General features: G+C 45.7%; 23 protein-coding genes. 10 read left to right on the top strand and 13 right to left on the bottom strand.

The window, feature by feature from the left end; genetic code table 11:
- Positions 1-22: 22 nt before the first annotated feature.
- The 3 genes from FEM33_RS00990 to FEM33_RS00980 all read right to left on the bottom strand — a co-directional run bounded on the left by FEM33_RS00990 (position 23) and on the right by FEM33_RS00980 (position 2,250).
- Complete coding sequence (locus FEM33_RS00990) at positions 23-610, bottom strand: Uma2 family endonuclease (protein WP_139010254.1); 588 nt, start codon at positions 608-610, stop codon at positions 23-25.
- Positions 611-674: 64 nt separating this feature from the next.
- Positions 675-1,439: an exodeoxyribonuclease III gene (locus tag FEM33_RS00985; protein WP_139010253.1), complete on the bottom strand. Its 765-nt coding sequence runs from the start codon at positions 1,437-1,439 to the stop codon at positions 675-677.
- A 178-nt stretch (positions 1,440-1,617) separates the two neighbouring features.
- Positions 1,618-2,250 carry a hypothetical protein gene (locus tag FEM33_RS00980; protein WP_139010252.1) on the bottom strand — a complete coding sequence of 211 codons (633 nt, stop codon included), beginning with the start codon at positions 2,248-2,250 and terminating at the stop codon, positions 1,618-1,620.
- A 145-nt stretch (positions 2,251-2,395) separates the two neighbouring features.
- Between FEM33_RS00980 and FEM33_RS00975 the strand changes: the two genes are divergently transcribed.
- On the top strand, positions 2,396-2,905 hold the full coding sequence (locus FEM33_RS00975) for a DUF4494 domain-containing protein (protein WP_139010251.1): 510 nt from the start codon (positions 2,396-2,398) through the stop codon (positions 2,903-2,905).
- A 45-nt stretch (positions 2,906-2,950) separates the two neighbouring features.
- Here FEM33_RS00975 and FEM33_RS00970 read toward each other — a convergent pair whose 3' ends face one another.
- The gene (locus FEM33_RS00970; protein WP_229214015.1) at positions 2,951-3,694 is read right to left on the bottom strand and encodes a hypothetical protein; all 744 of its coding nucleotides are present in this window, start codon (positions 3,692-3,694) and stop codon (positions 2,951-2,953) included.
- 130 nt (positions 3,695-3,824) lie between these two features.
- On the opposite strand from FEM33_RS00970, the gene FEM33_RS00965 reads away from it, so the two are divergent.
- Positions 3,825-4,649, top strand: a complete 825-nt coding sequence (locus tag FEM33_RS00965) for a UDP-2,3-diacylglucosamine diphosphatase (protein WP_139010250.1) — start codon at positions 3,825-3,827, stop codon at positions 4,647-4,649.
- On the opposite strand, the gene FEM33_RS00960 is transcribed toward FEM33_RS00965, so the two are convergent.
- From FEM33_RS00960 to FEM33_RS00945, 4 genes are all read right to left on the bottom strand, one after another.
- On the bottom strand, positions 4,646-5,392 hold the full coding sequence (locus tag FEM33_RS00960; RefSeq protein WP_139010249.1) for a carboxypeptidase-like regulatory domain-containing protein: 747 nt from the start codon (positions 5,390-5,392) through the stop codon (positions 4,646-4,648). The two genes, FEM33_RS00965 and FEM33_RS00960, sit on opposite strands and share 4 nt — an antisense overlap.
- 172 nt (positions 5,393-5,564) lie before the next feature.
- Complete coding sequence (locus FEM33_RS00955) at positions 5,565-6,398, bottom strand: phosphatidate cytidylyltransferase (protein WP_139010248.1); 834 nt, start codon at positions 6,396-6,398, stop codon at positions 5,565-5,567.
- Positions 6,370-6,591 carry a putative signal transducing protein gene (locus FEM33_RS00950; RefSeq protein WP_138280951.1) on the bottom strand — a complete coding sequence of 74 codons (222 nt, stop codon included), beginning with the start codon at positions 6,589-6,591 and terminating at the stop codon, positions 6,370-6,372. Before FEM33_RS00950 ends, FEM33_RS00955 begins: the two co-directional genes overlap by 29 nt.
- Before the next feature lie 24 nt (positions 6,592-6,615).
- Positions 6,616-7,578: a CPBP family intramembrane glutamic endopeptidase gene (locus FEM33_RS00945; protein WP_139010247.1), complete on the bottom strand. Its 963-nt coding sequence runs from the start codon at positions 7,576-7,578 to the stop codon at positions 6,616-6,618.
- Positions 7,579-7,695: 117 nt separating this feature from the next.
- Here FEM33_RS00945 and dusB point away from each other — a divergent pair, with 117 nt between their 5' ends.
- From dusB to frr, 4 genes are all read left to right on the top strand, one after another.
- Entirely contained in the window at positions 7,696-8,685 is a 990-nt protein-coding gene (dusB, locus tag FEM33_RS00940) for a tRNA dihydrouridine synthase DusB (RefSeq protein WP_139010246.1), read from the top strand.
- Positions 8,679-9,212 carry an acyl-CoA carboxylase biotin carboxyl carrier protein subunit gene (locus FEM33_RS00935; RefSeq protein ID WP_139010245.1) on the top strand — a complete coding sequence of 178 codons (534 nt, stop codon included), beginning with the start codon at positions 8,679-8,681 and terminating at the stop codon, positions 9,210-9,212. Before dusB ends, FEM33_RS00935 begins: the two co-directional genes overlap by 7 nt.
- A 64-nt stretch (positions 9,213-9,276) precedes the next feature.
- Entirely contained in the window at positions 9,277-9,996 is a 720-nt protein-coding gene (pyrH, locus tag FEM33_RS00930) for a UMP kinase (RefSeq protein ID WP_139010244.1), read from the top strand.
- Between the two features lie 26 nt (positions 9,997-10,022).
- Complete coding sequence (frr, locus tag FEM33_RS00925; protein WP_139010243.1) at positions 10,023-10,583, top strand: ribosome recycling factor; 561 nt, start codon at positions 10,023-10,025, stop codon at positions 10,581-10,583.
- Positions 10,584-10,650: 67 nt separating this feature from the next.
- On the opposite strand, the gene FEM33_RS00920 is transcribed toward frr, so the two are convergent.
- Positions 10,651-11,643, bottom strand: coding sequence for a UDP-glucuronic acid decarboxylase family protein (locus FEM33_RS00920; RefSeq protein ID WP_139010242.1), 993 nt, complete (start codon positions 11,641-11,643; stop codon positions 10,651-10,653).
- Positions 11,644-11,667: 24 nt separating this feature from the next.
- Positions 11,668-12,993, bottom strand: a complete 1,326-nt coding sequence (locus FEM33_RS00915) for a UDP-glucose dehydrogenase family protein (RefSeq protein WP_139010241.1) — start codon at positions 12,991-12,993, stop codon at positions 11,668-11,670.
- A 211-nt stretch (positions 12,994-13,204) separates the two neighbouring features.
- Between FEM33_RS00915 and FEM33_RS00910 the strand changes: the two genes are divergently transcribed.
- From FEM33_RS00910 to FEM33_RS00900, 3 genes are all read left to right on the top strand, one after another.
- The gene (locus tag FEM33_RS00910; RefSeq protein WP_139010240.1) at positions 13,205-14,371 is read left to right on the top strand and encodes an acyl-CoA dehydrogenase family protein; all 1,167 of its coding nucleotides are present in this window, start codon (positions 13,205-13,207) and stop codon (positions 14,369-14,371) included.
- A 123-nt stretch (positions 14,372-14,494) separates the two neighbouring features.
- Complete coding sequence (locus FEM33_RS00905; protein ID WP_139010239.1) at positions 14,495-15,427, top strand: SPFH domain-containing protein; 933 nt, start codon at positions 14,495-14,497, stop codon at positions 15,425-15,427.
- Position 15,428: 1 nt separating this feature from the next.
- On the top strand, positions 15,429-15,863 hold the full coding sequence (locus FEM33_RS00900) for an NfeD family protein (protein ID WP_139010238.1): 435 nt from the start codon (positions 15,429-15,431) through the stop codon (positions 15,861-15,863).
- Positions 15,864-15,944: 81 nt separating this feature from the next.
- On the opposite strand, the gene pafA (FEM33_RS00895) is transcribed toward FEM33_RS00900, so the two are convergent.
- The 3 genes from pafA (FEM33_RS00895) to FEM33_RS00885 form a co-directional block, all read right to left on the bottom strand.
- A complete protein-coding gene (pafA, locus tag FEM33_RS00895) occupies positions 15,945-17,600 on the bottom strand; it encodes an alkaline phosphatase PafA (protein WP_139010237.1) in 1,656 nt (551 codons plus the stop codon).
- Positions 17,601-17,669: 69 nt separating this feature from the next.
- The gene (gene pafA / locus FEM33_RS00890) at positions 17,670-19,331 is read right to left on the bottom strand and encodes an alkaline phosphatase PafA (RefSeq protein WP_139010236.1); all 1,662 of its coding nucleotides are present in this window, start codon (positions 19,329-19,331) and stop codon (positions 17,670-17,672) included.
- Positions 19,332-19,458: 127 nt separating this feature from the next.
- Positions 19,459-22,215: a M16 family metallopeptidase gene (locus tag FEM33_RS00885; protein WP_139010348.1), complete on the bottom strand. Its 2,757-nt coding sequence runs from the start codon at positions 22,213-22,215 to the stop codon at positions 19,459-19,461.
- A 247-nt stretch (positions 22,216-22,462) separates the two neighbouring features.
- Here FEM33_RS00885 and FEM33_RS00880 point away from each other — a divergent pair, with 247 nt between their 5' ends.
- Positions 22,463-22,876: a hypothetical protein gene (locus FEM33_RS00880; RefSeq protein ID WP_229214014.1), complete on the top strand. Its 414-nt coding sequence runs from the start codon at positions 22,463-22,465 to the stop codon at positions 22,874-22,876.
- Positions 22,877-22,882 lie beyond the last annotated feature (6 nt).

Genomic DNA, 22,882 nt, shown 5'->3' with positions numbered 1-22,882 from the left:
AATTTGTAAAACAATGCTTATGCTAATTTAGATGTGAAGCAAGATCAAGCGTAAAACCGGGAAGAACCGTTTCGCCGGAAAGCACGATGTGAAGTGAATCGTGAACTTCTACGCTTTTGTCTGAACGGTAAATGTAAACTTTGTTGTCAAAGCGGTCGATCAGCCAGCCGAGTGAAGTTCCGTTTGCAATGTATTCTTTCATTTTATCCTGAAGATATTTCAGATCATCGGATTTTGAACGTATTTCAATCAAGAAATCAGGGCATAACGGAGCAAAGCCTTCCTGCTGTTCTTTGGAAAGTGCATTCCAGCGCTCGTTCCGGATCCAGGAAACATCCGGCGAACGCACAGCTCCGTTTGGCAATGTAAAGCCGGTTGAAGAACCAAAAACTTTCCCTAATTGATCTTTCTTATTCCAGATTCCAAGTTCAGCTAAAACTTTTGAATTGAGATTTCCTGTAAAAGCTCCTGCCAAAGACAAAAGTATAATATTTCCATGCGAGTCTCTTTCGAACTCTAGTGTGTCGTCGTTCATCCGACAAAACTGAAAGAATTCCTCTTCACTCATCAGATCGCCCATTTTCAGTGTCACCGGCATTTGTAAGTCCATATTCCTGGTTATTAAGTCTATTTCTGATCCAATTTACAAAACTATACCAATGAATAAAAGCCGTTTAATCCAGTTCCAGCCAAACCGGACAATGATCCGAATGTACGGCGTCATTGTAAAGCCTGCTGGCTACAATCCGGTCTTTGATCGTATCGGCAACGGATATGTAATCGATTCGCCAGCCTTTGTTATTGGCCCTTGCGCCGGCGCGGTAAGTCCACCATGAATATTCCCTCCGATCCGGATTTTTAAACCGGAATGCATCGGTATAACCGTTGTCAAACCATTTTGTAAGCCATTCTCTTTCCTCAGGCAAAAATCCTGACATTTTTTTATTTCTGACCGGATCGTGAATGTCAATTTCGGTATGCGCAATGTTGTAGTCACCGCAGATGATAAGATTCGGCCTTTCTTTCCGGAGTTCATAAACCCATTCGTAGAAATCACGCAAAAACTCCATCTTTACGCCCTGACGGATTTCACCGCTTGTACCTGACGGAAAATAGCAGTTCAGAATCGTAATATCTCCGAAATCAGCTCTCAGTATCCTTCCTTCCTGATCGTAAACGGGAATTGAACATCCGTGGAAAACGTAATCCGGCACTATTTTGGAAAAAATGGCCACGCCGCTGTACCCTTTTTTTTCGGCGGCATGCCATCCGATCAGCTCGTAGCCCAGTTCCGCAAATCCGGCAAGGTCTACAACGTCCGGGGTCGCTTTCACTTCCTGAAAACATAAAATATCAGCGGGCATAGTCCTTAACCAGTCGATCAGTCCGTTTTTTAATGCTGCCCGGATTCCGTTGAGGTTGTAGGTAAGTATCTGCATTTTTTGATATAAGGGGGCTTCTTTTCCTGTTAATTAATCCTGTTTTAAAATTTGCAGGTTTGTAAAGAAAATGGCGGCACCGAGCCGTTTACAGGAAAATTACTGTTGCAAAATATTGCAACAGACATGGATTGTCTGTAAAATGTTTCAAAATATAGTGTGTGTTTGTTAGCAGGTATTAACGTGTGCCGGTCAGCATCTGGCTGGTTACTTCTTTTTCAAAAGTAATATAACCCGGATAGTTGATCTGTTTTCCTGCAAGATCCAGCGTTGGTTTTACCTTTACAGTGAATTTTGTTGGCTTTGCATCCGATTTTCCAGTCAGTGCAAGAATCATGTTGATGAATTTATCTCTTGTTTCATCACTGGAAATCAGTTGATATGCGTTTGCGTTCAGTCTGATCGGCACTCTTGTTTTGCCTGTTCCCGGCATTACTTCGATAAGCTGGCTAAGGTATCCGTTAAACAATTCACTTTCAGACAAAAGCACTTTGTATTCAAGCTGGTTAATGGCGGCACGTCGGTTTGTCGGATTGGTAATATCCAGATTTACCCTCAGATCGAGCGGCAAATTTTTCCTGAGCAGGCCCATGGCCAGTCCGGGATATCTGGCAAGGTCAAAGTCGTTGAAGCTTTTCAGATTACGGAATTCCCGAATATCAATTCCGGCGAGATAAACGCTGTCAACAGACGCAATATCGTATTTGCATTCACCAAACGTTTTTGCTTCCGAAACCTGACGGCCTACTCCGCAGCCCGTCATTGCTCCCATCGCAAGCAGTATTACAAAAATCCAGATGTTCTTTTTCATTTACATATTTTTTTTGGCAAGTTAAACAGTAGGTATCAGAACGCATATACGGTTAGCGGATTATTACTTTGTAGCTATATTTTTTGCAGGCTTTGGCACAAGCATCTACATTTGCAGACTTTTCAGTTGTAAATAAAATATAAATATGGCGAGCTGGTATTTAGGGAAAATTCGGTATCAAAAGGAGAATGAGTCGGGAAGTCTGAAAACAATCAATGAAGTTTACCTTGTGGATGCCGTTTCCTACACGGAGTCCGAAGCGAGGCTTTACAAACAGATTGTTACCGATGCCAGCGATTTCAGCGTGTCCAGTATTTCACGGATGCGCCTTGCAGATCTTTTTGCTTACGAGGAAGGCGAACAATGGTTTAAAGCAAAGGTCATTTACTTTTCAGTGGATGAAAAAAGCGGAAAGGAAAAGAAAATCGTCAATTACATGCTTGTGAATTCGGACGGCATCCAGCAGGCACTGGACCGGATCAATGAAAGCATGCGTAATTTTCTGATTCCGTATGAAGTTACGGACATTACGCTTACGCCGATTCTGGATGTATTCCCGTATACTTCCGAAGAAGATCAGGAAGAGGAAATCCCGGCCAATCTGCGCCCGCTTTCCGAAGTGATGGCTGAACGCGCAGCATCCGAAAGCGTGTAATATAATCAGTCCGTTTTCAGGATTTTCATTCTGAAAACGGATTTTTCAGTCTTCCCGTTTTGATTCCTGATAACCTTTCGTGATTGCAGTATACGGATCGCGTCCAAAACGAACCAGTTTGAAAAAAGTATCTTTTGAACTGAACTCCGTTATCAGCCGGTCAGCGTCCAGCAAATGCATGTAATCGAATGAAACGGGCAGGCTTACAGCGCTTTCCACAAATTCAAGTCCGTAAAGCGCATAGACGCTGAACGGCGTTTTGGCAAGCCAGATTTTATCCTTTGTGTCGGAAGTTGCGTAACCCAGATTGTACTCCATGCTTTCCAGACCGAATTCGGTTCGTTTGTTGGCAGTTGGCAGACAGTATGTTGCAAAATCCTCTTTTTGCTGCAAAACGGTTTCGGGATCCGGTTTCATTTCATTTACAGTTTCGGAAATCCTTGTTTTCTTTCCGGCGTCGTCCGTTCCGTAAAACGTATATTTTCCGTTCGGGAAACCAATGACCAAATCAAACGATTTTCCTTTCTGCATGAAACTGCTGTCTTTCAGAAAACACATGGCTCCGCTGACCGGATCAAGATAAATCCTGATCGTTCCTTTTGTTTTTGCAGCCTTGTTTTCATATTCATATACAAGTGAATGGCTGAAATAATACTGTCCTTTTTCCGGTTTCCACTGCGTTAAACGCTGCTTGTCGGCAGGAATTTTCTTAACGGCTTGTGCAAATACCGTTTTTTGATAAAACAGTGGAATAATTAACAACAAAAAATAGAACAAATTTGCTTTCATACCTAAACTAGTTTCAAGGCGCAATCTAGAAAAAGCAGGTTTAATTAGCACGATTCTGACGATCAATCTTTCAGCCTGCAATGGCTATTTACCGGAAGGTTGTAAATTGCATGGCATTTGCAACTGACGCATGAATTTTAAACCAGAAAAAAGAACCGTTCAATTACACGAAGGCCGCTGCGTGTATTTTTCATCCGACTTTCACCTTGGCGTTCCGTCTATGACTAAAAGCCGTGAAAGAGAAAGACTTATCATTAGCTGGCTGGAATCCATCGAGCACAACGCACAAATGATTTTTCTGGTCGGAGATATTTTTGATTTCTGGTTTGAATACAACAAGGCGGTTCCTAAAGGATTTGTACGGCTGCTTGGAAAACTGGCTGAACTGAGCGACAAAGGCATTAAACTCGTCATTTTCACCGGCAATCACGACATGTGGATGTCTGGTTATCTGACCGATGAAATTGGCGCGACTATTTTCCGCAACCCGGTGACTTACACGTTCATTTCCGGTAAAAGCACCAAATCGATTCTGGTTGGCCACGGCGACGGGCTCGGGCCGGGTGATAATACTTACAAGGTTCTGAAAAGAATATTCGAGAATTCCTTTTTTCAGCTGATGTTCCGGCTTATGCATCCGGATGTCGGAATCTGGATTGCGATGGAATGGTCCAAAAGGAGCCGTCGCGCCAACGACCACAAAGGAGAAGAACATTTTTTAGGTGAAGACCACGAATGGCTTTTTCAGTACTGCCTTGCTGTGGAAAAGACAAATCATCACGATTATTACATTTTCGGGCACCGGCATCTTCCGCTGGACATGAAAGTAAATGACAGTTCGAGATATATAAATCTTGGCGAATGGCTCAAACAGCAGCACTTTGCCATTTTTAACGGAGAAAACCTGACTTTGGAAAAATTCGATCCAAGTTCCGTTGCGATAACTAAAAATTAATTGCTGCCGTTTCGCTTGATATCGTTTTCAGGAGTCGGCGGAATAAAATCCTGTTTGGTAATATTTTCACGCGGTGCCGCATTCAGCTCTTTACGCCATTCTTTTTGCTTCAGATCACCGTTTTTAACCGACTTGATAAAACTGGCCCATGCAAAAGGATTCAGGAACGGAAATGTGGTTGCAAAACCTTTGTTCGCCGCCGATTCACGCCCAAACATCAGCTGATCCATGGAATATCGGTAATTGGTCTGCGCATTGTTCGGAACCTGCGCCGCCATTCTGTTGATATAATCCGGATCGGTACTTCTTGCAAGCGCATCACGGTCCGCCTGATCCGGCAGTTTCAGCGTAAGGAAAGCCTTTTTAAATTCTTCTTCCGTAGAATAAGGATAAATCGTTACGCCTGAAAGCGTTACGACGTCCTCGCGCAATGCAACAATGGCCGAATAAATATCCGAGTTATAACTCCGCGGAACAACGTGATACTGCTTTTTGAAACCGACATAACTGAAAATGATGCTGTCACCGGGAAATACGGGAATCGTAAACGATCCGTCACTTTTGGCCAGCGTACCTCTTCCTGCATTTACTATAAATATGGTGGCGCCCGGCAGCCGCTCGGTTGTTTTCCCGCCTACGACGACTCCGGAGAATATAATCGCTTTCTGTTCGCCTTGTGCGTACAAGTTCTGAAAACATGTAACTACTGCAAGCACTAAAAATATTAAGAGACTCCGTTTCATTCGTTTCGGGTTATGAATTGAGTACCGGTCAAAATTTCCGGTTTTAGAACGTTGTTGTAAGTTACTTTTCCTTTCGGCTTCTGTCTTGAAAAAGCATGTAAAAATTGTTCCTTGGTTAATCAACGACCCGGCAGCCTATGCATTGCCTGTCTGAATTAAAAAGCAATTTTTGTTAGGAAAATAACTTTAAAAATGTAACTATAAACGGAGCGGAAAGCAGCAGGCCGTCAAACCTGTCCAGAAAACCACCGTGCCCGGGTATGCTGGTCCCGGAATCCTTAATGGCAATACTCCGCTTGAAAAGTGACTCCACAAGATCACCGTAAGTTCCTACCACTACAATAATGGCACCGATGCAGTACCATTTCCAGGGTTCGAAGGTACGGAAATAAAACCCCAGCGCAAATGCAATAACCGCTGCAAAAGCAGCACTTCCCATGGCGCCTTCCCAGGACTTTTTGGGAGAAATACGTTCAAACAGCTTCCTTTTTCCAAACTTTGTACCGGCAAAATAACCGCCTATGTCCGATGCCCAGAGTAAAAGCAGGCTTCCCAGAACGATCTCGTAATTGTATTTCCCGCCCCGCAGCGCCATCACGATAATCAGTGCAAAAGGCAACGCTACATAAATAATCCCCAGAAATGTAAAACCGATGTTTGTAAAAGGTTTAAGGTCATTCTTTTTATAGAGTTTGATAAAAAATATCATGGACAGCAGCGGACTGATAATGAAATAGTTTGAGAACGGTACAATGTCCTGTTCTATCAAGTACGCAAGAAACATCATAACTGTGCCGCAGAAAGTACCATAATAAGTTAACGGCTGGTTTCCGTCCAGTCCGAGCAATCTGTAAAATTCCAGCTGAGTCAATGAACTGATGGTACAAAAAAGCAGTAAAAAGGTTAATTCACTGTAAAGTATACAACTGATAATCACAAATACTCCTGCCAGCGCGGTAATTGCCCGCTGTTGCAAATTACTCAGTTTCTCTAAGCGCGTCTTCATTCGTCAGTATTGTTTGGGCCTTCAAAAGGTCACTTGCCGGCACGTGAACCTCACATGTTCCGAAAATCGGGTAGCTGCTGTCTTTTCTGTTCACAATCACAGCCGGTATTTCATTTTGTTCCAGTATTTCACGGGCTATTTCGGCACGGATCATTCGTCCGCTCTGAAATGCTTTTACCCAGTTTTCAGCCATAAAGTTTTTTGCTTGATTTTTTAATTAAAGGCCTGCGCGGCGGATATCTCCGGCAGCACCCGACTTTTTTATTAACAGAAGTATACCAGCCGAAAGAATCAATGAAACCAGCACCAGCATGGCAGGCATTGATTTGGTTTCTTCAATGTTTGTTTTTACGATGCCGATATTGTGCAGATATACCATAACCAGTACAAACCCGTTGTTCACAAAATGCGCAAGTACGGCAATCCTTAAATTTCCGGTCCAGAAATACAAATACCCGAACAATGCGCCCAGCATCATGCGCGGAAGGAATCCGTAAAACTGAAAATGAATGGCACTGAAGATCGCAGCCGCCGTCCATACAGCAAGATGTATATTTCCCCAGTGCTGAAAAAGCTTTGTCTGGATAATTCCGCGGAAAAGCACTTCCTCCCCTACTGCCGGCAGCAGCACGACCACAAACAGGGCAATCAGCAGCTGACCGAATTGTTTGAAATTGGTAAGAAAACCCGTCATCACCGATAGCTGATCTTCTTTCTCGCGCATCCACAGTTCCAGTCCGGAAAAAGTGTCGGGCAGCTTCATGGCGGCGTTCCATTCAATAAACTTGCTGTTGACCGGAATAAAAACCAGCACAAGCAAAAATACCAGAAGCCAGATTCCGGCTGCCGGCTTTTCCCTGAAATCAAACTGACGGAGCGTTCTGCGCTCGATATAAAACCAGTAAATCAGTGAAGGCAAAAGATAGGAGAAAAAATGAACGGTTCCCTGCAGGATCATCAATGCATTCCATCCGTTCGGAACTTTTGCAGGATCAGAAATCAGTTTGTTCAGCAGCACGGCAATGCTTTCCACACCGGCCGACTTGTAAACGGCCAGCAACATCAGCGCCAGCATGTTCCCCACAGCCATTCCGATCAGCACAAAACCGATTAAAACCAATAAACTGCCCATGGTGCCGGGCACACGGGAAACTGCCGGGACTGGATTACTATTTTGCATAATTGGTGTAAATTTACGGTTTATTATCAATTTAAAAATACGGAGTTAACAAGTAAAACGTATTATAAAGGGTTTAAACCCACGTTTGGAAGTATAACCGACATTCGTCTTGCTGAAATGGTTAAAATAGGAAATATAGAACTGAGCGACTTTCCGCTGCTTCTGGCACCGATGGAAGACGTAAGCGATCCGCCTTTCCGCGCTGTATGCAAGGAAAACGGGGCCGATCTGATGTATACCGAATTCGTGTCATCCGAAGGGCTTATCCGGGATGCGGCAAAGAGTGTGCAGAAACTGGATATTTTTGAATACGAAAGACCGGTCGGCATTCAGCTGTTCGGCAGTGATGTTGAAACAATGGGTTCGTGTGCAGAAATTGCATCCCGCGTAAACCCGGATCTTATTGATATCAATTATGGCTGTCCGGTCAAAAATGTGGCCTGCCGCGGAGCCGGCGCTGCGTTGCTTCAGGATGTCCCGAAAATGGTGAGAATGACTGAAGCCGTTATAAAATCCACGCATTTGCCCGTGACGGTAAAAACCCGGCTTGGCTGGGATGAAAATACCAAGAATGTCCAGGAAGTTGCCGAACGTCTGCAGGATATCGGTATCAAGGCGCTTTCCATTCATGGCAGAACCCGCGTGCAAATGTACAAAGGCTCGGCAGACTGGACGCTGATTGCAAAAATCAAGGACAATCCGCGCATAACGATCCCGATTTTCGGAAATGGCGATGTGGATACGCCGGAAAAGGCACTGGAATACAAAAACCGCTTTGGCGTTGACGGCATTATGATCGGCCGTGCTACAATCGGTAATCCGTGGATTTTCAACGAGATCAAGCATTTTATGAAAACCGGTGAAAAACTGGCGCCGCCAACCATGCAGCAGCGCGTGGAAGTATGCAGGAAACATCTTGAATTTTCGATTCGCTGGAAAGGCCCGGTTGCAGGTGTTTTTGAAATGCGCAGGCATTATACCAATTATTTCAAAGGACTCGAACATTTCAAGCCGTTCCGCATGCGACTGGTGGAAGGAATGACATTTGAGGAACTGGACGGCATACTGAACGAAATCATTCATGAATACAGTGAATCCGTATGCTGAAGATCAACGTTTCCGAAATTCCGTTCCAGGAAAACAGCGAAGTTTCCTCCGGAAATTCATTTGAAATAAGCAGCCGGAAAGACAAATGGTTTGTCGGAAACGAGCAGTTCGACGGAGATATTACTGAGTTAGGCCTGAACAAATTTCATGTTCTACGCAACAACAAATCATATAACGTGGAAGTGCTTGAAGTCAACGCCCAGGAAAAATCGGTTCATTTACTGATCAACGGCCAGCATTATTATACCAAGACAAAAAATCATCTGGATTTGCTTCTGGAAGGAATGGGACTTCAGAACAGTACGGCCCAGAAACTGAACAATGTCAAGGCGCCTATGCCCGGGCTGATCCAGTCTGTTGCGGTTGCAGAAGGAGATGTGATCAGCAAAGGCGATACGCTGCTGGTGCTGGTGGCAATGAAAATGGAAAACGTAATCCGCTCATCCGGAAGCGGAACGGTAAAAACACTGAAAGTGGCAGCGGGCGAAACCGTTGAAAAAAATCAGGTATTGCTCGAGTTTCAATAAATAACTTGTTTATCTTGACTTCCTACGCTTATTTTTACGGACGAAAACACCTATATCTACAATCATGCCCGAACCAGTATACAAACGTTTATTACTAAAACTCAGCGGAGAAGCTCTTAATGGTGGCGATAAAGCCCAGGTTATTGATTTCAACATACTCGATAACTATGCCCGGGAAATCAAAAGAATTACAGAAGTCGGCGTTCAGGTGGCCATTGTAATCGGTGGAGGAAATATTTTCCGCGGTGCATCTGTAGAAAAATCCGGGATTGACAGAGTTCAGGGCGACCATATGGGCATGCTGGCCACGGTCATCAACGGAATGGCAATCCAGAGCTCTCTTGAAAAGCACGGCATGAACACAAGGCTGATGTCGGCTATCAAAATGGAGCAGGTTTGCGAGCCGCTTATTCGCCGCCGTGCAATCCGTCACCTAGAAAAAGGGCGAGTTGTTATTTTTGGTGCAGGAACGGGAAATCCATATTTTACGACGGATACAACTGCCGGCCTTCGTGCCATTGAATCCGAGTCGGAAGTGGTTTTGAAAGGTACGCGCGTGGACGGAGTGTATACTGCAGATCCGGAAAAAGATCCGCTCGCAACCAAATACAGCAAACTGACTTTCGATGAGGCGCTGTCCAGAAATCTTAAGATTATGGACCTTACCGCTTTTACGCTTTGCAAGGAAAATAATGTCCCGATTATTGTTTTCGATATGAACAAGCCCGGCAATCTGTATGATCTGGTTATGGGAGAAGAAGTCGGAACTTTGATATCGAATTAACCGAAATATATTATCTTTTATAAACAATGGAAGAAATAGAATTATATCTTGAAGATGCCAAAGATACTATGGAAGGTGCTATCAAACACCTTATTATAGAACTGGGAAAAATCCGCGCAGGAAAAGCTTCGCCCCAGATGCTGGAAGGTCTTCAGATTGAATATTACGGCTCCATGACGCCTTTGCAGAACGTGGCCACCATCAATACGCCGGACGCAAGGACGATCGCCATCAAGCCTTTCGAAAGAAAAATCATTAATGATATAGAAAAAGCAATCCGCAACGGCAACCTGGGCTTTGCACCTTCCAATGATGGTGAACTGATCCGGATTTCGGTTCCGCCGCTTAATGAAGAACGACGCAGAGAGCTTGTAAAGCGTGCGAAAAACGAAATTGAAACAGCCAAGATCAACATCCGGAACATTCGTCAGGATGCCAACAATTCCCTTCGCAAGCTGACCAAAGAAGGCGTTGCGGAAGATCTGGTAAAAGTAAGTGAAGACCGCGTTCAGAAATTAACGGACGGCTTTATTTCCAAAGTGGAACATATTTTCTCTGCAAAGGAAAAAGAGATCATGGAAGTTTAACTTTCAGATTTCCTTTCAATAAAAAAACCCGCATTCAGCGGGTTTTTTTATTAATAATGCTATCCGTTTATTTCACATGACTGAATCCTTCAAAGCCTCTGTGATTGGTTTCTTCATACAGCCTGTCCTTCGGCAGATTGCGGAAATAGTCGTAAGTAATCTGCAAACCTTCCTGACGGGAAACTTTTGGCTCCCAGCCCAGAATTTCTTTGGCTAGGGTAATATCCGGCTGTCTTTGCTTCGGATCGTCCTGCGGAAGCGGCTTGTAAACAACTTTCTGGTCCGTTCCGGTCAGCTTAATAATTTCTTCGGCAAATTCCCCTATTGTGATTTCGGAAGGGTTCCCGATGTTTACAGGCAATGCATAGTCGCTCAGAAGCAGGCGGTAAATTCCTTCAACCAGATCGTCGACATAACAGAATGAGCGGGTTTGCGAACCGTCGCCGAATACCGTAATATCCTCACCGCGCAAAGCCTGGCCGATGAATGCCGGCAACACACGTCCGTCGTTCAGGCGCATTCTGGGCCCGTAAGTATTGAAAATCCGTACAATGCGTGTTTCCAGATCGTGATACCGGTGATAAGCCATGGTAATAGCTTCCTGATAACGCTTGGCTTCGTCGTAGCAGCCGCGCGGCCCGATCGGGTTAACATGGCCCCAATAATCTTCCGTCTGCGGATGCACCAGCGGATCGCCGTATACTTCCGACGTGGAAGCAATGATAAAACGTGCTTTTTTAACGCGCGCAAGCCCAAGCAGGTTATGCGTTCCCATCGCTCCTACTTTCAGCGTCTGGATCGGAATTTTAAGGTAATCAATCGGGCTTGCCGGAGATGCAAAATGCATGATGTAATCGAGCTCGCCCGGAACATGCACGTATTTGGTTACATCATGATGGTTGAATTCAAAATTGGGATTGGGCATCAAATGCTCGATGTTACGCATATCACCGGTAATCAGGTTATCCATTGCGATCACATACATGCCTTCCTTTAAAAACCGCTCGCAAAGGTGCGAACCTAAAAATCCTGCTGCTCCGGTTATAAGTACACGTTTCATGAATAAGATAGATTAGATTGAATGTTAATTTTCTCCGGCCGGAACCACCTTTTCCCGTCCGATGCTGTAATAGGTATAACCCATTTCACGCATCTGATCCAGTTCATACAGGTTTCTTCCGTCAAAAATTACTTTGTTCTTCAACAGTTTACCCATCTTTTCAAATTCAGGTGTGCGGAATTGAGGCCATTCTGTAAATATCATCAATGCATCGGCATCGTCCAGCGCGGCATAGGGTGTATGACAGAATGTTATTTTATCGCCGAGAATGCCTTTTACATTGTTCATGGCTTCCGGGTCGTAAGCAGTTACTTTGGCGCCGGCTTGCAGCAATGCTTCAATATTTTCAAGCGCGGGAGCTTCGCGGATGTCATCGGTATATGGCTTGAACGCCAGTCCCCAGACCGCTATGGTTTTATCTTTCAGGCTTCCTTCAAAATAGTTTTCGAGCATCGGCAGGAGTTTCTTCTTCTGATCGTAATTGACATCCATAACGGATTTCAGGATACGGAAATCATAGTTGAAATCATTGGATGTTTTGGCAAGCGCCTGTACGTCTTTCGGAAAGCAGCTTCCGCCGTAACCGATACCTGCAAAAAGAAAACGCTTTCCGATGCGGCTGTCTGTACCGATACCGCGACGGATATCGTCCACATTGGCACCTACTTTTTCGCAAAGGTTTGCGATTTCGTTCATGAACGTAATCTTCATGGCCAGGAATGAATTGGCTGCGTATTTGGTCATTTCGGCAGAACGCTCGTCCATGAAAATCACCGGGTTTCCTTGTCTGACCAGCGGAGCATAAAGCTTTTCCATGACCTTTTTTGCCTTTTCGGAAGTAGTTCCGACCACAACCCGGTCCGGCTTCATGAAATCCTCAACCGCAACGCCTTCTCTCAAAAACTCGGGATTGGAAACCACATCAAACTCGACTTTGGCATTTTTCGCAATGGCAGCATGCACTTTTTCAGCCGTACCCACCGGAACGGTGCTTTTGTCAATAACGACAGCGTATTTTTCCATAATATGGCCAAGATCATCCGCCACTTTCAGAATGTACTTCAGATCAGCCGATCCGTCTTCGCCCGGAGGCGTCGGCAACGCAAGGAAAATCACTTCCGCATCTTTAATGCCTTCGGCCAGGTTGGTGGTAAACAGCAAACGGCCTTCTTCCACGTTCCGGTGAAAAAGTACGTCCAGACCCGGCTCATAAATAGGGATTTCGCCCTTTTGCAAACGTTCGACCTTTCTGACATCAATGTCAACACAGGTTACCTGATTGCCTGTTTCAGCAAAACAGGTGCCTGTAACCAAACCAACATAACCTGTTCCTACAACTGCAATTTTCATAAATGTGATAATTATAATATAGTTGTTACGGAACTTCATCGTTCAGGTTAAAGAATTGTATTTAACCAAGTCCCGTGTGTTAAGACATCAGCAAATGTAATTTTTTTATACGAATCTTCACCGCTCCGCCTCGTATTTGTTCGTTACTGATAAGAGAAATATCTTGATTTTTTGCTAACATTAAGTAAATTAAATGTAAACACCGGGAATTATGGAAACAGTAACTCCGGATCCAGCACAAAGTCAGCGGGAAGAAACCTGTACGCTAATTAAAGAAAGCATACGCCAGTTTGCTGCCCTCAGCATAAAACCCAATATCCGCAAATGGGACGAAGAACAGCAATTCCCGAAAGAACTGTTTTATAAGCTCGGAGAACTCGGTTTGATGGGCATGCTCGTTCCCGAAGAATTTGGCGGTGCGGGCCTTGGCTACAAGGAATACGTAACTGCAATTATCGAGCTGGCAAAAACGGATCCCTCCGCAGGCCTGTCGATGGCGGCTCATAATTCCTTGTGTACAAATCATATTTGCATGTTTGGCAACGCTGAACAGAAACAGATGTATCTTCCGCACCTTGCCAGCGGCCGCTCGCTCGGCGCGTGGGGACTTACCGAACCGAATACCGGGTCGGATGCCGGAAACATGCGTACCGTTGCTGTAAATGATGGCAGTAACTGGATCATAAACGGCTCCAAAAACTTTATCACCAATGGAAAAAGCGCTGATATTACTGTTGTCATAACCAGAACCGGCGAACCCGGCGACAAACATGGCGCAACTGCTTTTATCATTCCGCAGGGTACGCCGGGATTTACATGCGGCCGGAAAGAAGACAAACTGGGCATGCGGGCTTCCGAAACCGTGGAACTCATTTTTCAGGACTGCGTTGTACCGGACAGCCAAAGAATCGGGCAGGTCGGCGACGGATTTATTCAGTCTTTAAAGATTCTTGACGGCGGCCGGATTTCCATTGCTGCGCTGAGCGTCGGAACGGCACTGGGCGCGTATGAAGCGGCACGCTCCTACTCCATGGAGCGAAAGCAGTTTGGCAAAGCAATTTGTGATTTTCAGGCCATTGCATTCAAGCTGGCGGATATGTACACCGATATCCAGGCTTCCACTTTACTCACTTTTCATGCGGCAGCATTAAAAGATGCAGGCAAAAAAGTGACGCTTTCCAGTTCCGTGGCCAAATATCATGCATCCGAAACGGCCGTAAGAGTAGCCAATGAAGCCGTTCAGATTTTTGGCGGATATGGCTTTGTAAAAGATTATCCGGTTGAAAAATTTTACCGAGACAGCAAGCTTTGTACAATCGGAGAAGGCACCAGCGAGATTCAAAAAATGGTTATTTCAAAGGAAATATTAAAAGATTGATATCTTTTTCCATTCATCCCCTTCATAAACCGGCAGGCAAGTTTAACCTCACGCTGATAAAAGAGTTATAGGAAGCAAGTTTTTGTATGGTTACTTTCGCCCTATACATCAAACTTACTTACTATGACACCACTTATAATACTGCTTGTTCTTGTCGTTCTCACCATTTTAATGACCGTTAAAGTCGTTCCGCAGCAGAATGCATATATACTGGAACGTCTTGGAAAATTTTACGCCGTATTGCAGCCCGGCATCAATTTCATCATTCCATTTTTTGACAGAATTGCTTACAAATACACACTCAAAGAAACTGCCGTTGATATTCCCGAACAGATTTGCATAACCCGCGACAATGTTCAGGTGCGTATGGACGGCGTTATTTTCATTCAGGTTATTGATCCGAAAAAAGCTGCTTACGGCATTGCCGATTATACTTTTGCCGTTATCCAGCTTGCGCAGACAACCATGCGGAGTGAAATCGGGAAACTGGACCTTGACAAAACTTTTGAAGAACGGATGACGATCAACCGCGCCGTTGTGGAATCCATTGATGAAGCGGCCATCGGCTGGGGCGTAAAAGTTTTACGTTACGAAATCAAGAATATCACACCGCCGCAAAGCGTGCTGAACGCCATGGAAAAACAGATGCAGGCCGAGCGGGAACGACGTGCGGTGATTCTGCAATCCGACGGAGAAAAACAGGCTGCAATCAACGTTGCCGAAGGACAAAAACAGAAAGTCGTACTGGAATCGGAAGGTTTGCGGCTCAGGCAGATCAATGAAGCGGAAGGTGAAGCGGCCGCTCTGCGTTCAGTTGCCGAAGCAACGGCAGACAGCATCCGACTCGTGGCGGAAGCGATCCAGAAAGACGGCGGTCTGGAAGCGGTTCAATTAAAAGTAGCAGAAAATTATGTGGAACAATTTGGTAAATTGGCCAAAACCGGAAATACATTGATTTTACCGGCAAACCTGACCGATATCGGCTCACTTATTGCTACGGCTTTAACAGTAGTGAAATCGGACCGGCCGGTTATAAACCCAGAAAGAAAAAAATAATATGGACTTGTCTTTGCCGCAAATATGGCTTATTGTGGGACTGATTATGCTCGTTGCAGAATTGGTAAGCGTACTGCTGGTGTTTGTATTTTTTGCATCCGGCGCATTGCTCACATCATTATTGACGGCAATCGGCCTGCTTCCCGACATTGAAAGCCAGATCATTGCATTTTCACTGATTTCACTAAGCTCATTGCTGCTCTTGAGAAAACACGCCCGCAAGCTGCTTGACAGAAGATCAGGTCCTGAATATAGCGAATTTGTAGGCGAAACGGCTCTCGTCATCAAGGACATTCCTGTTAACGGCGAAGGAAAAATTTATTACCGCGGTGCCGAATGGAAAGCAACTGCTTTTAACCACAGTTCCATTTCTGCCGGAAGCAAAGTCGTTATCATGCGGACAAACGGCATTGTCCTCATCGTGGAAGAATCCTGAAACAAGCTATAATAAAATACGCTGCATTGCCGGAATTGTTCCAGTTTTGCAGCGTATTTTATTTATAAATTTATAAGAATACTACTTTTTCAATGCTTCTTCCACTGCATTTCCGGTGTTGCCGCTTCCGGGAATAATATGCAGCAGTGAGGAAATCGTAGGCGCAATGTCCGAAACCGATGTCCGCCGCAGTGTTTCACCTTTATTGATTCCCCAGCCATAAAGAACAAACGGCACCTGCGTATCGTAATTGTACGGCGTTCCGTGCGAAGTTCCTGTGGAGGTGCCATAAAACCATCCCGGCTGCGTAATAATCTGGATGTCACCGCTACGCTTTGCATTCACATTATTCTTGTACAATTCGAGCTGATACGTATTCAGCGGTGATTTTCCCATATCGGTAAGATCAATAATATCGGCCATTCCGGGAATGTCCAGTATGGCAGGGCGAATAACTTCTACGGCAGCGGCAATTGTAATCTTCTTCTTTTTCAGCAGTTCATGATCAAAGTAAAGCTGGTTGTTATCCGTTGCCAGAATGTAGGAATCTTTGCCAAAAGCCTTGCTCAGTGCTTCGTCCACAGCGGCGTTGACAACCTTCCTGTTTACAATGCCGGACGGAAGCTTGTGCTCGGCTGCAAAGCCCGGAACATCCACAACGCCATGATCGGCCGTAAGAAAAACGGTGTACTCGCCTTTTCCAACCCAGCCGTCCAGAAAGCTGAAAAGGTCGGCAAATTCGCGGTCAAGCCGTATGAAATCGTCCTGCTGTTCGATGGAGTTCGGTCCGGAACGGTGCCCGATTTTATCCGTGGAAGAAAAACTGATGGCCAGAAAATCTGTCTCTTTTCCTTTACCCAGATTCTCGCCTTTTACCGCTTCAATGGCCATTTCCTTTGTAATCGTATTTCCCCACGGCGTTTCCGTAACCACACCGAAAGCATCGCCCGACAAACCGGCCAGTTCATATGGAAAAACAGGTCTGGAAGAACCCGGCAGCTTTCCTTCCCAGGCCACATCATCCTGCGAACTCTGCATGTAAGCGTCTGCAGTCAGTAGCAGCTGCCAGCCTTTTTGTAAATAAGCCGAAGGCATTTTTCTGGCATTGTAGTCTTTTGCCCATTTGGGAAGCTCGTTCATGTAATAAGTACTGCTTACCCAGTTGCCGGTTTTGGAATCAAACCAGTAGGCGGCATTCGCGGAATGTCCGGCCGGCAGAATAGAACCTCTGTCCTTAATTGCAACACCGATTGTTTTGGAACGGAAGTTGGTAGCAATCCGGAGCTGGTCCGTGACGGTGCTTGTCAGCATATTTTTTGGCGACATTTTCCCTACGCTTGCATTAGTACTGCCAACGGTATTTACGGTGCTGTCTTCCACGCAGTAAACTTCTTTTTTGGCTATCGGATCAAACCATTCGTTTCCGATGATTCCGTTAATGGCCGGAATAGAACCGGTATAAACGCTGGCATGACCGGCGGCTGTAACCGTAAGTGCATAGCTGTAATGATTATTGCGGCAGTTAAACCCTTCATTCATCAACCGCTTGAAACCGCCTTCTCCGTACTGATCATAATAACGGTACAGATAATCATAACGCATCTGATCGACAACGATGCCGACAACCAGTTTGGGACGGGCAAGTACGGTACTTTTCGGTGTGTTTTTTTTGGTTGTCTGTGCATGGCCGAAAGCAGTCAGCAACAGACAAAGTACGCTTAAAGAGATTTTTCTCACTGTTCAGGAATTTTAATAAAACAAAAACCCTGCATGGCCTGAAAACCGGTTCTGCAAGGGAAAATTCAGTTATTTGCTTAAAGCTTCTTCCACGGCGTTGCCTACGTTTCCGCTCGGCGGTAAAATGTGCAGCAAGGACGAAATCGTTGGCGCAATATCTGCAATGGTAGTCCTGCGGAGTGTTTCGCCTTTTTTCACGCCCCAGCCGTAGAGCAGGAAAGGAACGTGCGTATCGTAATTGTATGGAGTTCCGTGATCTGTTCCGGTCCCATAAGAAGCTGCAAACCAGCCGGGCTGAACGATCAACTGCAGGTCGCCGCTTCGTTTGGCATTGATGTTGTTTTTGTACATTTCTAGCTGATAGGTATTCAGCGGCGCGTTTCCGATGTCATTCAGATTAATAATATCTGCAACGCCATTCATGGGAAGCAATGCTTTCCGCAAAACCTGCCATGCATCGTCCACGCTGACTTTCTTTTCGGCAAGCAACTTTTTATTCAGGTAAATCTGGTAATTTTCAAAAGCTGAAACATATTCACCTTCGCCGAATGCATCGTTCAGCGATTTCACAACGGCTCTCGTCAGCGTAGTCGAATTCATTAATCCTGCGGGCAGCTTATGCTCCTGCCAGAATGCCGGAACATCCATTGCGCCGTGGTCGGCAGTCAGGAACACGGTATAGTTTCCTTTTCCCGTCCAGGTATCCAGAAAATTGAACAAATCAGCGAATTCCATATCCAGTTTCAGATAATTATCTTCCTGTTCAATCGAATTAGGGCCAAAAGCATGTCCGATCCGGTCCGGCGTTGAAAAGCTTACTGCCAGAAAATCGGTATCCGCTCCTTTGCCCAGATTTTCACCTTTGATCGCAGCAATAGCCATTTCCTTCGTCAGCGTATTTCCCCAGGGCGAAGTAGTGATCACGCCGTAAGCATCGCCGGCCGTCCCGATCAGTTCATGCGGAAATACGGGCTTGGCTGCTCCGGAAAGCGTTCCTTCCCACGCCACATCGTCAGGCGTACTTTGGGTATACTGATCAATGGGTAAAAGCAAATTCCAGCCGCGTCTGAGATATTCGGCAGGCATTTTTTTATTGTTGTATTCCGTTGCCCACGCAGGCAGCGATTCCATGTAATAAGTACTAGTCACAAAGTTTCCGGTTCGGGAATCAAACCAGTATGCGCCGTTGGATGCATGTCCTGCCGGCAGAATGGAAGCACGGTCTTTAATCGCCACGCCGATTGTTTTGGAGCGGAAATTGGTCGCAATCCGCAGCTGATCCGTAACCGTACTTGTCAGCAGATTGCGCGGCGACATTTTTCCGACGGTTACATTATTGCTTCCGACCGTTGCAGCGGTGCTGTCGTCGGTACAATACACATTTTTCCCGGCTTTTCTGTCATACCAGTCGTTTCCGATAATGCCGTTAATGGCCGGAAGCGAACCGGTGTACACAGCCGAATGCCCGGCAGCCGTTACGGTCAATGCATAATGATAATGATTGTTCCGGCAGTTGAAACCTTCATTCATGAGCCTTTTCAGGCCACCTTCCTTGTACTTGTCGTAGTAGCGGTAAAGGTAATCGTAGCGCATTTGGTCCACTACAATGCCTACAACCAGTTTCGGACGGGCCAGTTTGGCAGTTTTTAATCTGGATTGACTGTAACCGGAATAGCTGAGAAGAATCCCGGCAGCCAGTAATTTTGAAAACAGGTTCGGTATAAATTTCATTTGTATCAATTTACAGGAAAAGGATTCATCAGGAATAATGGGCAAATATAAAGATGTGCTACCTTATAACAGCAGAAAACCGGACTGCAATTTGCATCCGGTTTTCCTGATCAACTTTATCCTGATATTATTTTTTCTCGCTTCCGCCCAGAGGTGCCGGTGCGGTTGCAGCCGGAGCGCCTTTTCTGGATTTGGCAAAATCTCCCGCCTTGATGATGACGAATTTGTTATAATCAATGTATTTGTTAACCGCAGCTTTGATTTGTTCCGGCGTTAAGGCCTCTATTTTCTTTTCAAAATCCGCATCCCACTGCATCGTGCGGTTCAGATAAAGGTTATTGGTCAGCGTATTGGTCAGCGAAGCATCCTGCGACCTGGCAACTTGCCGTGACTGCAGATAACCCGACCGTGCCGCTTTCAGTTCTTCGGCTGTAAAACCTTCTTTCAGCGTTTTTTCTATTTCTTCTTTAAAAGCCGCTTCCAGTTTCTCGGCATTTTCCGGCGCATAGATTGCATACGACATAAACGAGCCGTTCTTGTCCAGCGAACTGGCCGAAAACTGTGAGCCTACGCCATAACTAAGCCCTTCTTTCTGCCTGATCCGTGTTGCCAGACGTGAGTTAAGAAACCCGCCTCCGAGCATATAATTCGCCATAACCAATGCCGGATAATCCGGGTCTGTGTCTTGCAAAGGCATGTTCAGGCCGGCCACGAACATGGCATTGGCCTTGTCCGGCGTTTCCACCGCCTTGTTTTCTGCTTTTACCGCCTGATACGGCGACGCAATGCGGGTAAAAGGCTTGGCACTTTTCCAGCTGCTGAATTCATCATTGATTATTTTCTGGATTGCTGCTTTGTCAAAGTCACCGACTACGGTTGCAGAGGCATTGTTGGCTCCGTAAAAATCCTTGTGAAACTGGCGGATCTGATCAATGGTCGTGGATTTGATATTTTCCACATCTTCATCAAACGTGCCGACATACCGGACATCGCTTTTCGGATAAGGCGAAACAATGCGGCGGTACTGATTGATGGCTATGGCCTGCGGCTCGCTGCGCTGCGATTCGATGCCGGCCAGTTCTTCCTGTTTCAGTTTTTCAAACTCGCTTTCATCGAATGCAGGCGTTTTCAGCACTTCTGCAACCAGTTTCATAACGGCCGGAAGGTTCTCTTTGGTCGTTTCAATGTTGGCTCCGGCTTGGTTGCCGGCTCCGAAAAAGCTGACCCGCGCTTTCAGTTTATCAAACTCGTCTTTCAGTTGCTGGCGGGTTCTGGTTTTTGTTCCTTTATCCAGCATGGAACCCGTAAGATCGGATATGGCCGCTTTGTTCATCAGGCTCTTTTCGTCGCCGTAACGGAGCGTAATCCTTGCTGCGACGACATTTCCGCGCGTTTTCTTGGGCAGCAATGCCGTTTCAATGGCATTTGGTTTTTCAACGCGCGTAGTCCGGCTTTCCACGTTCATAGGCGAAGGATCAAAAGCTTCACCCTCAGCTACAACGGCTTCTCCTTTGTAGTTTTTTACAAGATCTTCAATTTTCGGAGCGTCCGGAATTTCGGCTCTTACCGGCGTGGCTTCCGGAACGAATGTTCCGAGCGTACGGTTGGACGGTTTGAAATAATATTGTGCAACCCTGTAAACGTCATCCGCAGTTACTTTCCGGATGTTATCGCGGAAAAGAAAAGCCAGCCGCCAGTCGCCTGTTGCAATGGCTTCGCTGATGCTGAGTCCCACACGTTCCGAATTACGGAATTCCAGATCCCAGTTTTTAAGGATTGTGGTTTTGGCCCTTTCCACATCTTCTGCCGAGGGTTTTACCAAAGCAGCGGAATCGAGTGTTGCCACAAATGCCTGCCTGGCTTCATCCAGTGATTTTTCTTTCAGCACTTCCGCACCGAACAGCACAAAGCCCGGATCATATAACTGAAAGCTGTACCCGAATTCGGAAGACGCTTTTTTAGTATTGACCAGATTTTTATAAAGCTTTCCGTTCGGCTCCGTACTCAGCAATTCCGTAAGCACTTCCATGGGAGGATAATCTGCATGCGAGCCCGGCATAATGTGGTACAAAGCCATGAGCATCTGCACATCGCCGGTTCTTTTCAGTTCCACAAAACGTTCGCCGTCCTGCGTTGGCTCCTTCGTGTACGAGGTGGGCAGCACGCGCGCAGGTCTGGCGATTTTACCAAAATATTCATTGATCATGGCCAGCGTTTTCGGCTCGTCGATCTTTCCTGCAACGGTCAGTACGGCGTTATCGGGCTGGTAAAATTTCTTGTAAAAAGCCTGTAAGTTTTCGATAGGCACTTTTTCAATGTCGGAACGGTTCCCGATTGTTGATTTTCCGTAGTTATGCCACAAGTAAGCACCGGAAATCACGCGTTCCATCAATACGCGGAAAGGGCTGTTTTCCCCGGATTCAAATTCATTGCGCACGACGCTGAACTCGCTCTCCAGATCTTTTTTGGCAATAAAGGAATTCACCATCCTGTCGGATTCAAGGTCGAGCGCCCATTTGAGGTTCTCTTCCGTTGCCGAAAAAGTTTCAAAATAGTTGGTACGGTCATACCATGTCGTGCCGTTCGGGCGGGCACCGTGCTCGGTCAGTTCCTGCGGAATGTTCGGGTGCTTGGGCGAACCTTTGAAGACCATGTGTTCCAGCAAATGCGCCATTCCGGTTTCCCCGTATCCTTCGTGCCGCGAACCAACCAGATAGGTTACATTTACGGTAATGGTCGGTTTGGAAGGATCAGGAAACATCAGCACTTTCAAACCGTTTTCAAGGCTGTATTCTGTGATTCCTTCTACGGAAGTGATTTTTTTCACACCTTTCGGCAAATCCTGTGAAAACAAAGGCGTTACCAAAAGAGACGTGAACAGCATACCAACCGCTGCCGATCGCTGAACCGCTTTGATACTTTTAAAATTTATGACCATATCAACAATGAATTTGTTTACATATTAAGCTCATGAAAATAGCGTTGTTTAGCTCATTTAACAATAACTTCATGATAAATGGCAAAATAAATGGAAATGCAACATTCCGGCGGCTCCGCTTCGTACGGATTCCAGGCAGCACACATTTTCAGATCAGCAGGAATTCTTAAACCAGTATCGCAGTTTAATCAATATGACTTCATTAAAGATGATTTTTCCGGGTAAAATTGTTCGCCTTTCTTTTTCATTGCTTGCCGGGTATATGCTTTTTGGCTGCGCAGGCGCCGGTATTCCCATTTCCACCAATACCAAATATCCCATAGAACTGCTATATGACAACCAGCCGCTCGAAAGACCGTATTCTGAAATCGGGATTGTGGAAATAAGCAGTGAAGATTCCCTGACTGACCGCCAGACGCAGGATAAAAGAATGATGTACAGAGGAAATGATGCAAAAACCAAGGAACTCCTGACGGCCCGGCTGGTTATCAAAGCACAAAAAATCGGAGCGGACGCCATCATCAACGTCAAATACAAATATTACACAAGTGTGAAAAACGAAGGCTACATCCTGAGCGGCCTTGCCGTAAGGTACCGCGGCGAATAAATTAGT

The organism is Dyadobacter flavalbus (assembly GCF_006149045.1).
GTDB lineage: Bacteria > Bacteroidota > Bacteroidia > Cytophagales > Spirosomataceae > Dyadobacter > Dyadobacter flavalbus.
The sequence above is the reverse complement of the archived record's forward strand: the minus strand, read 5'-3'. Positions and strand labels throughout refer to the sequence as shown.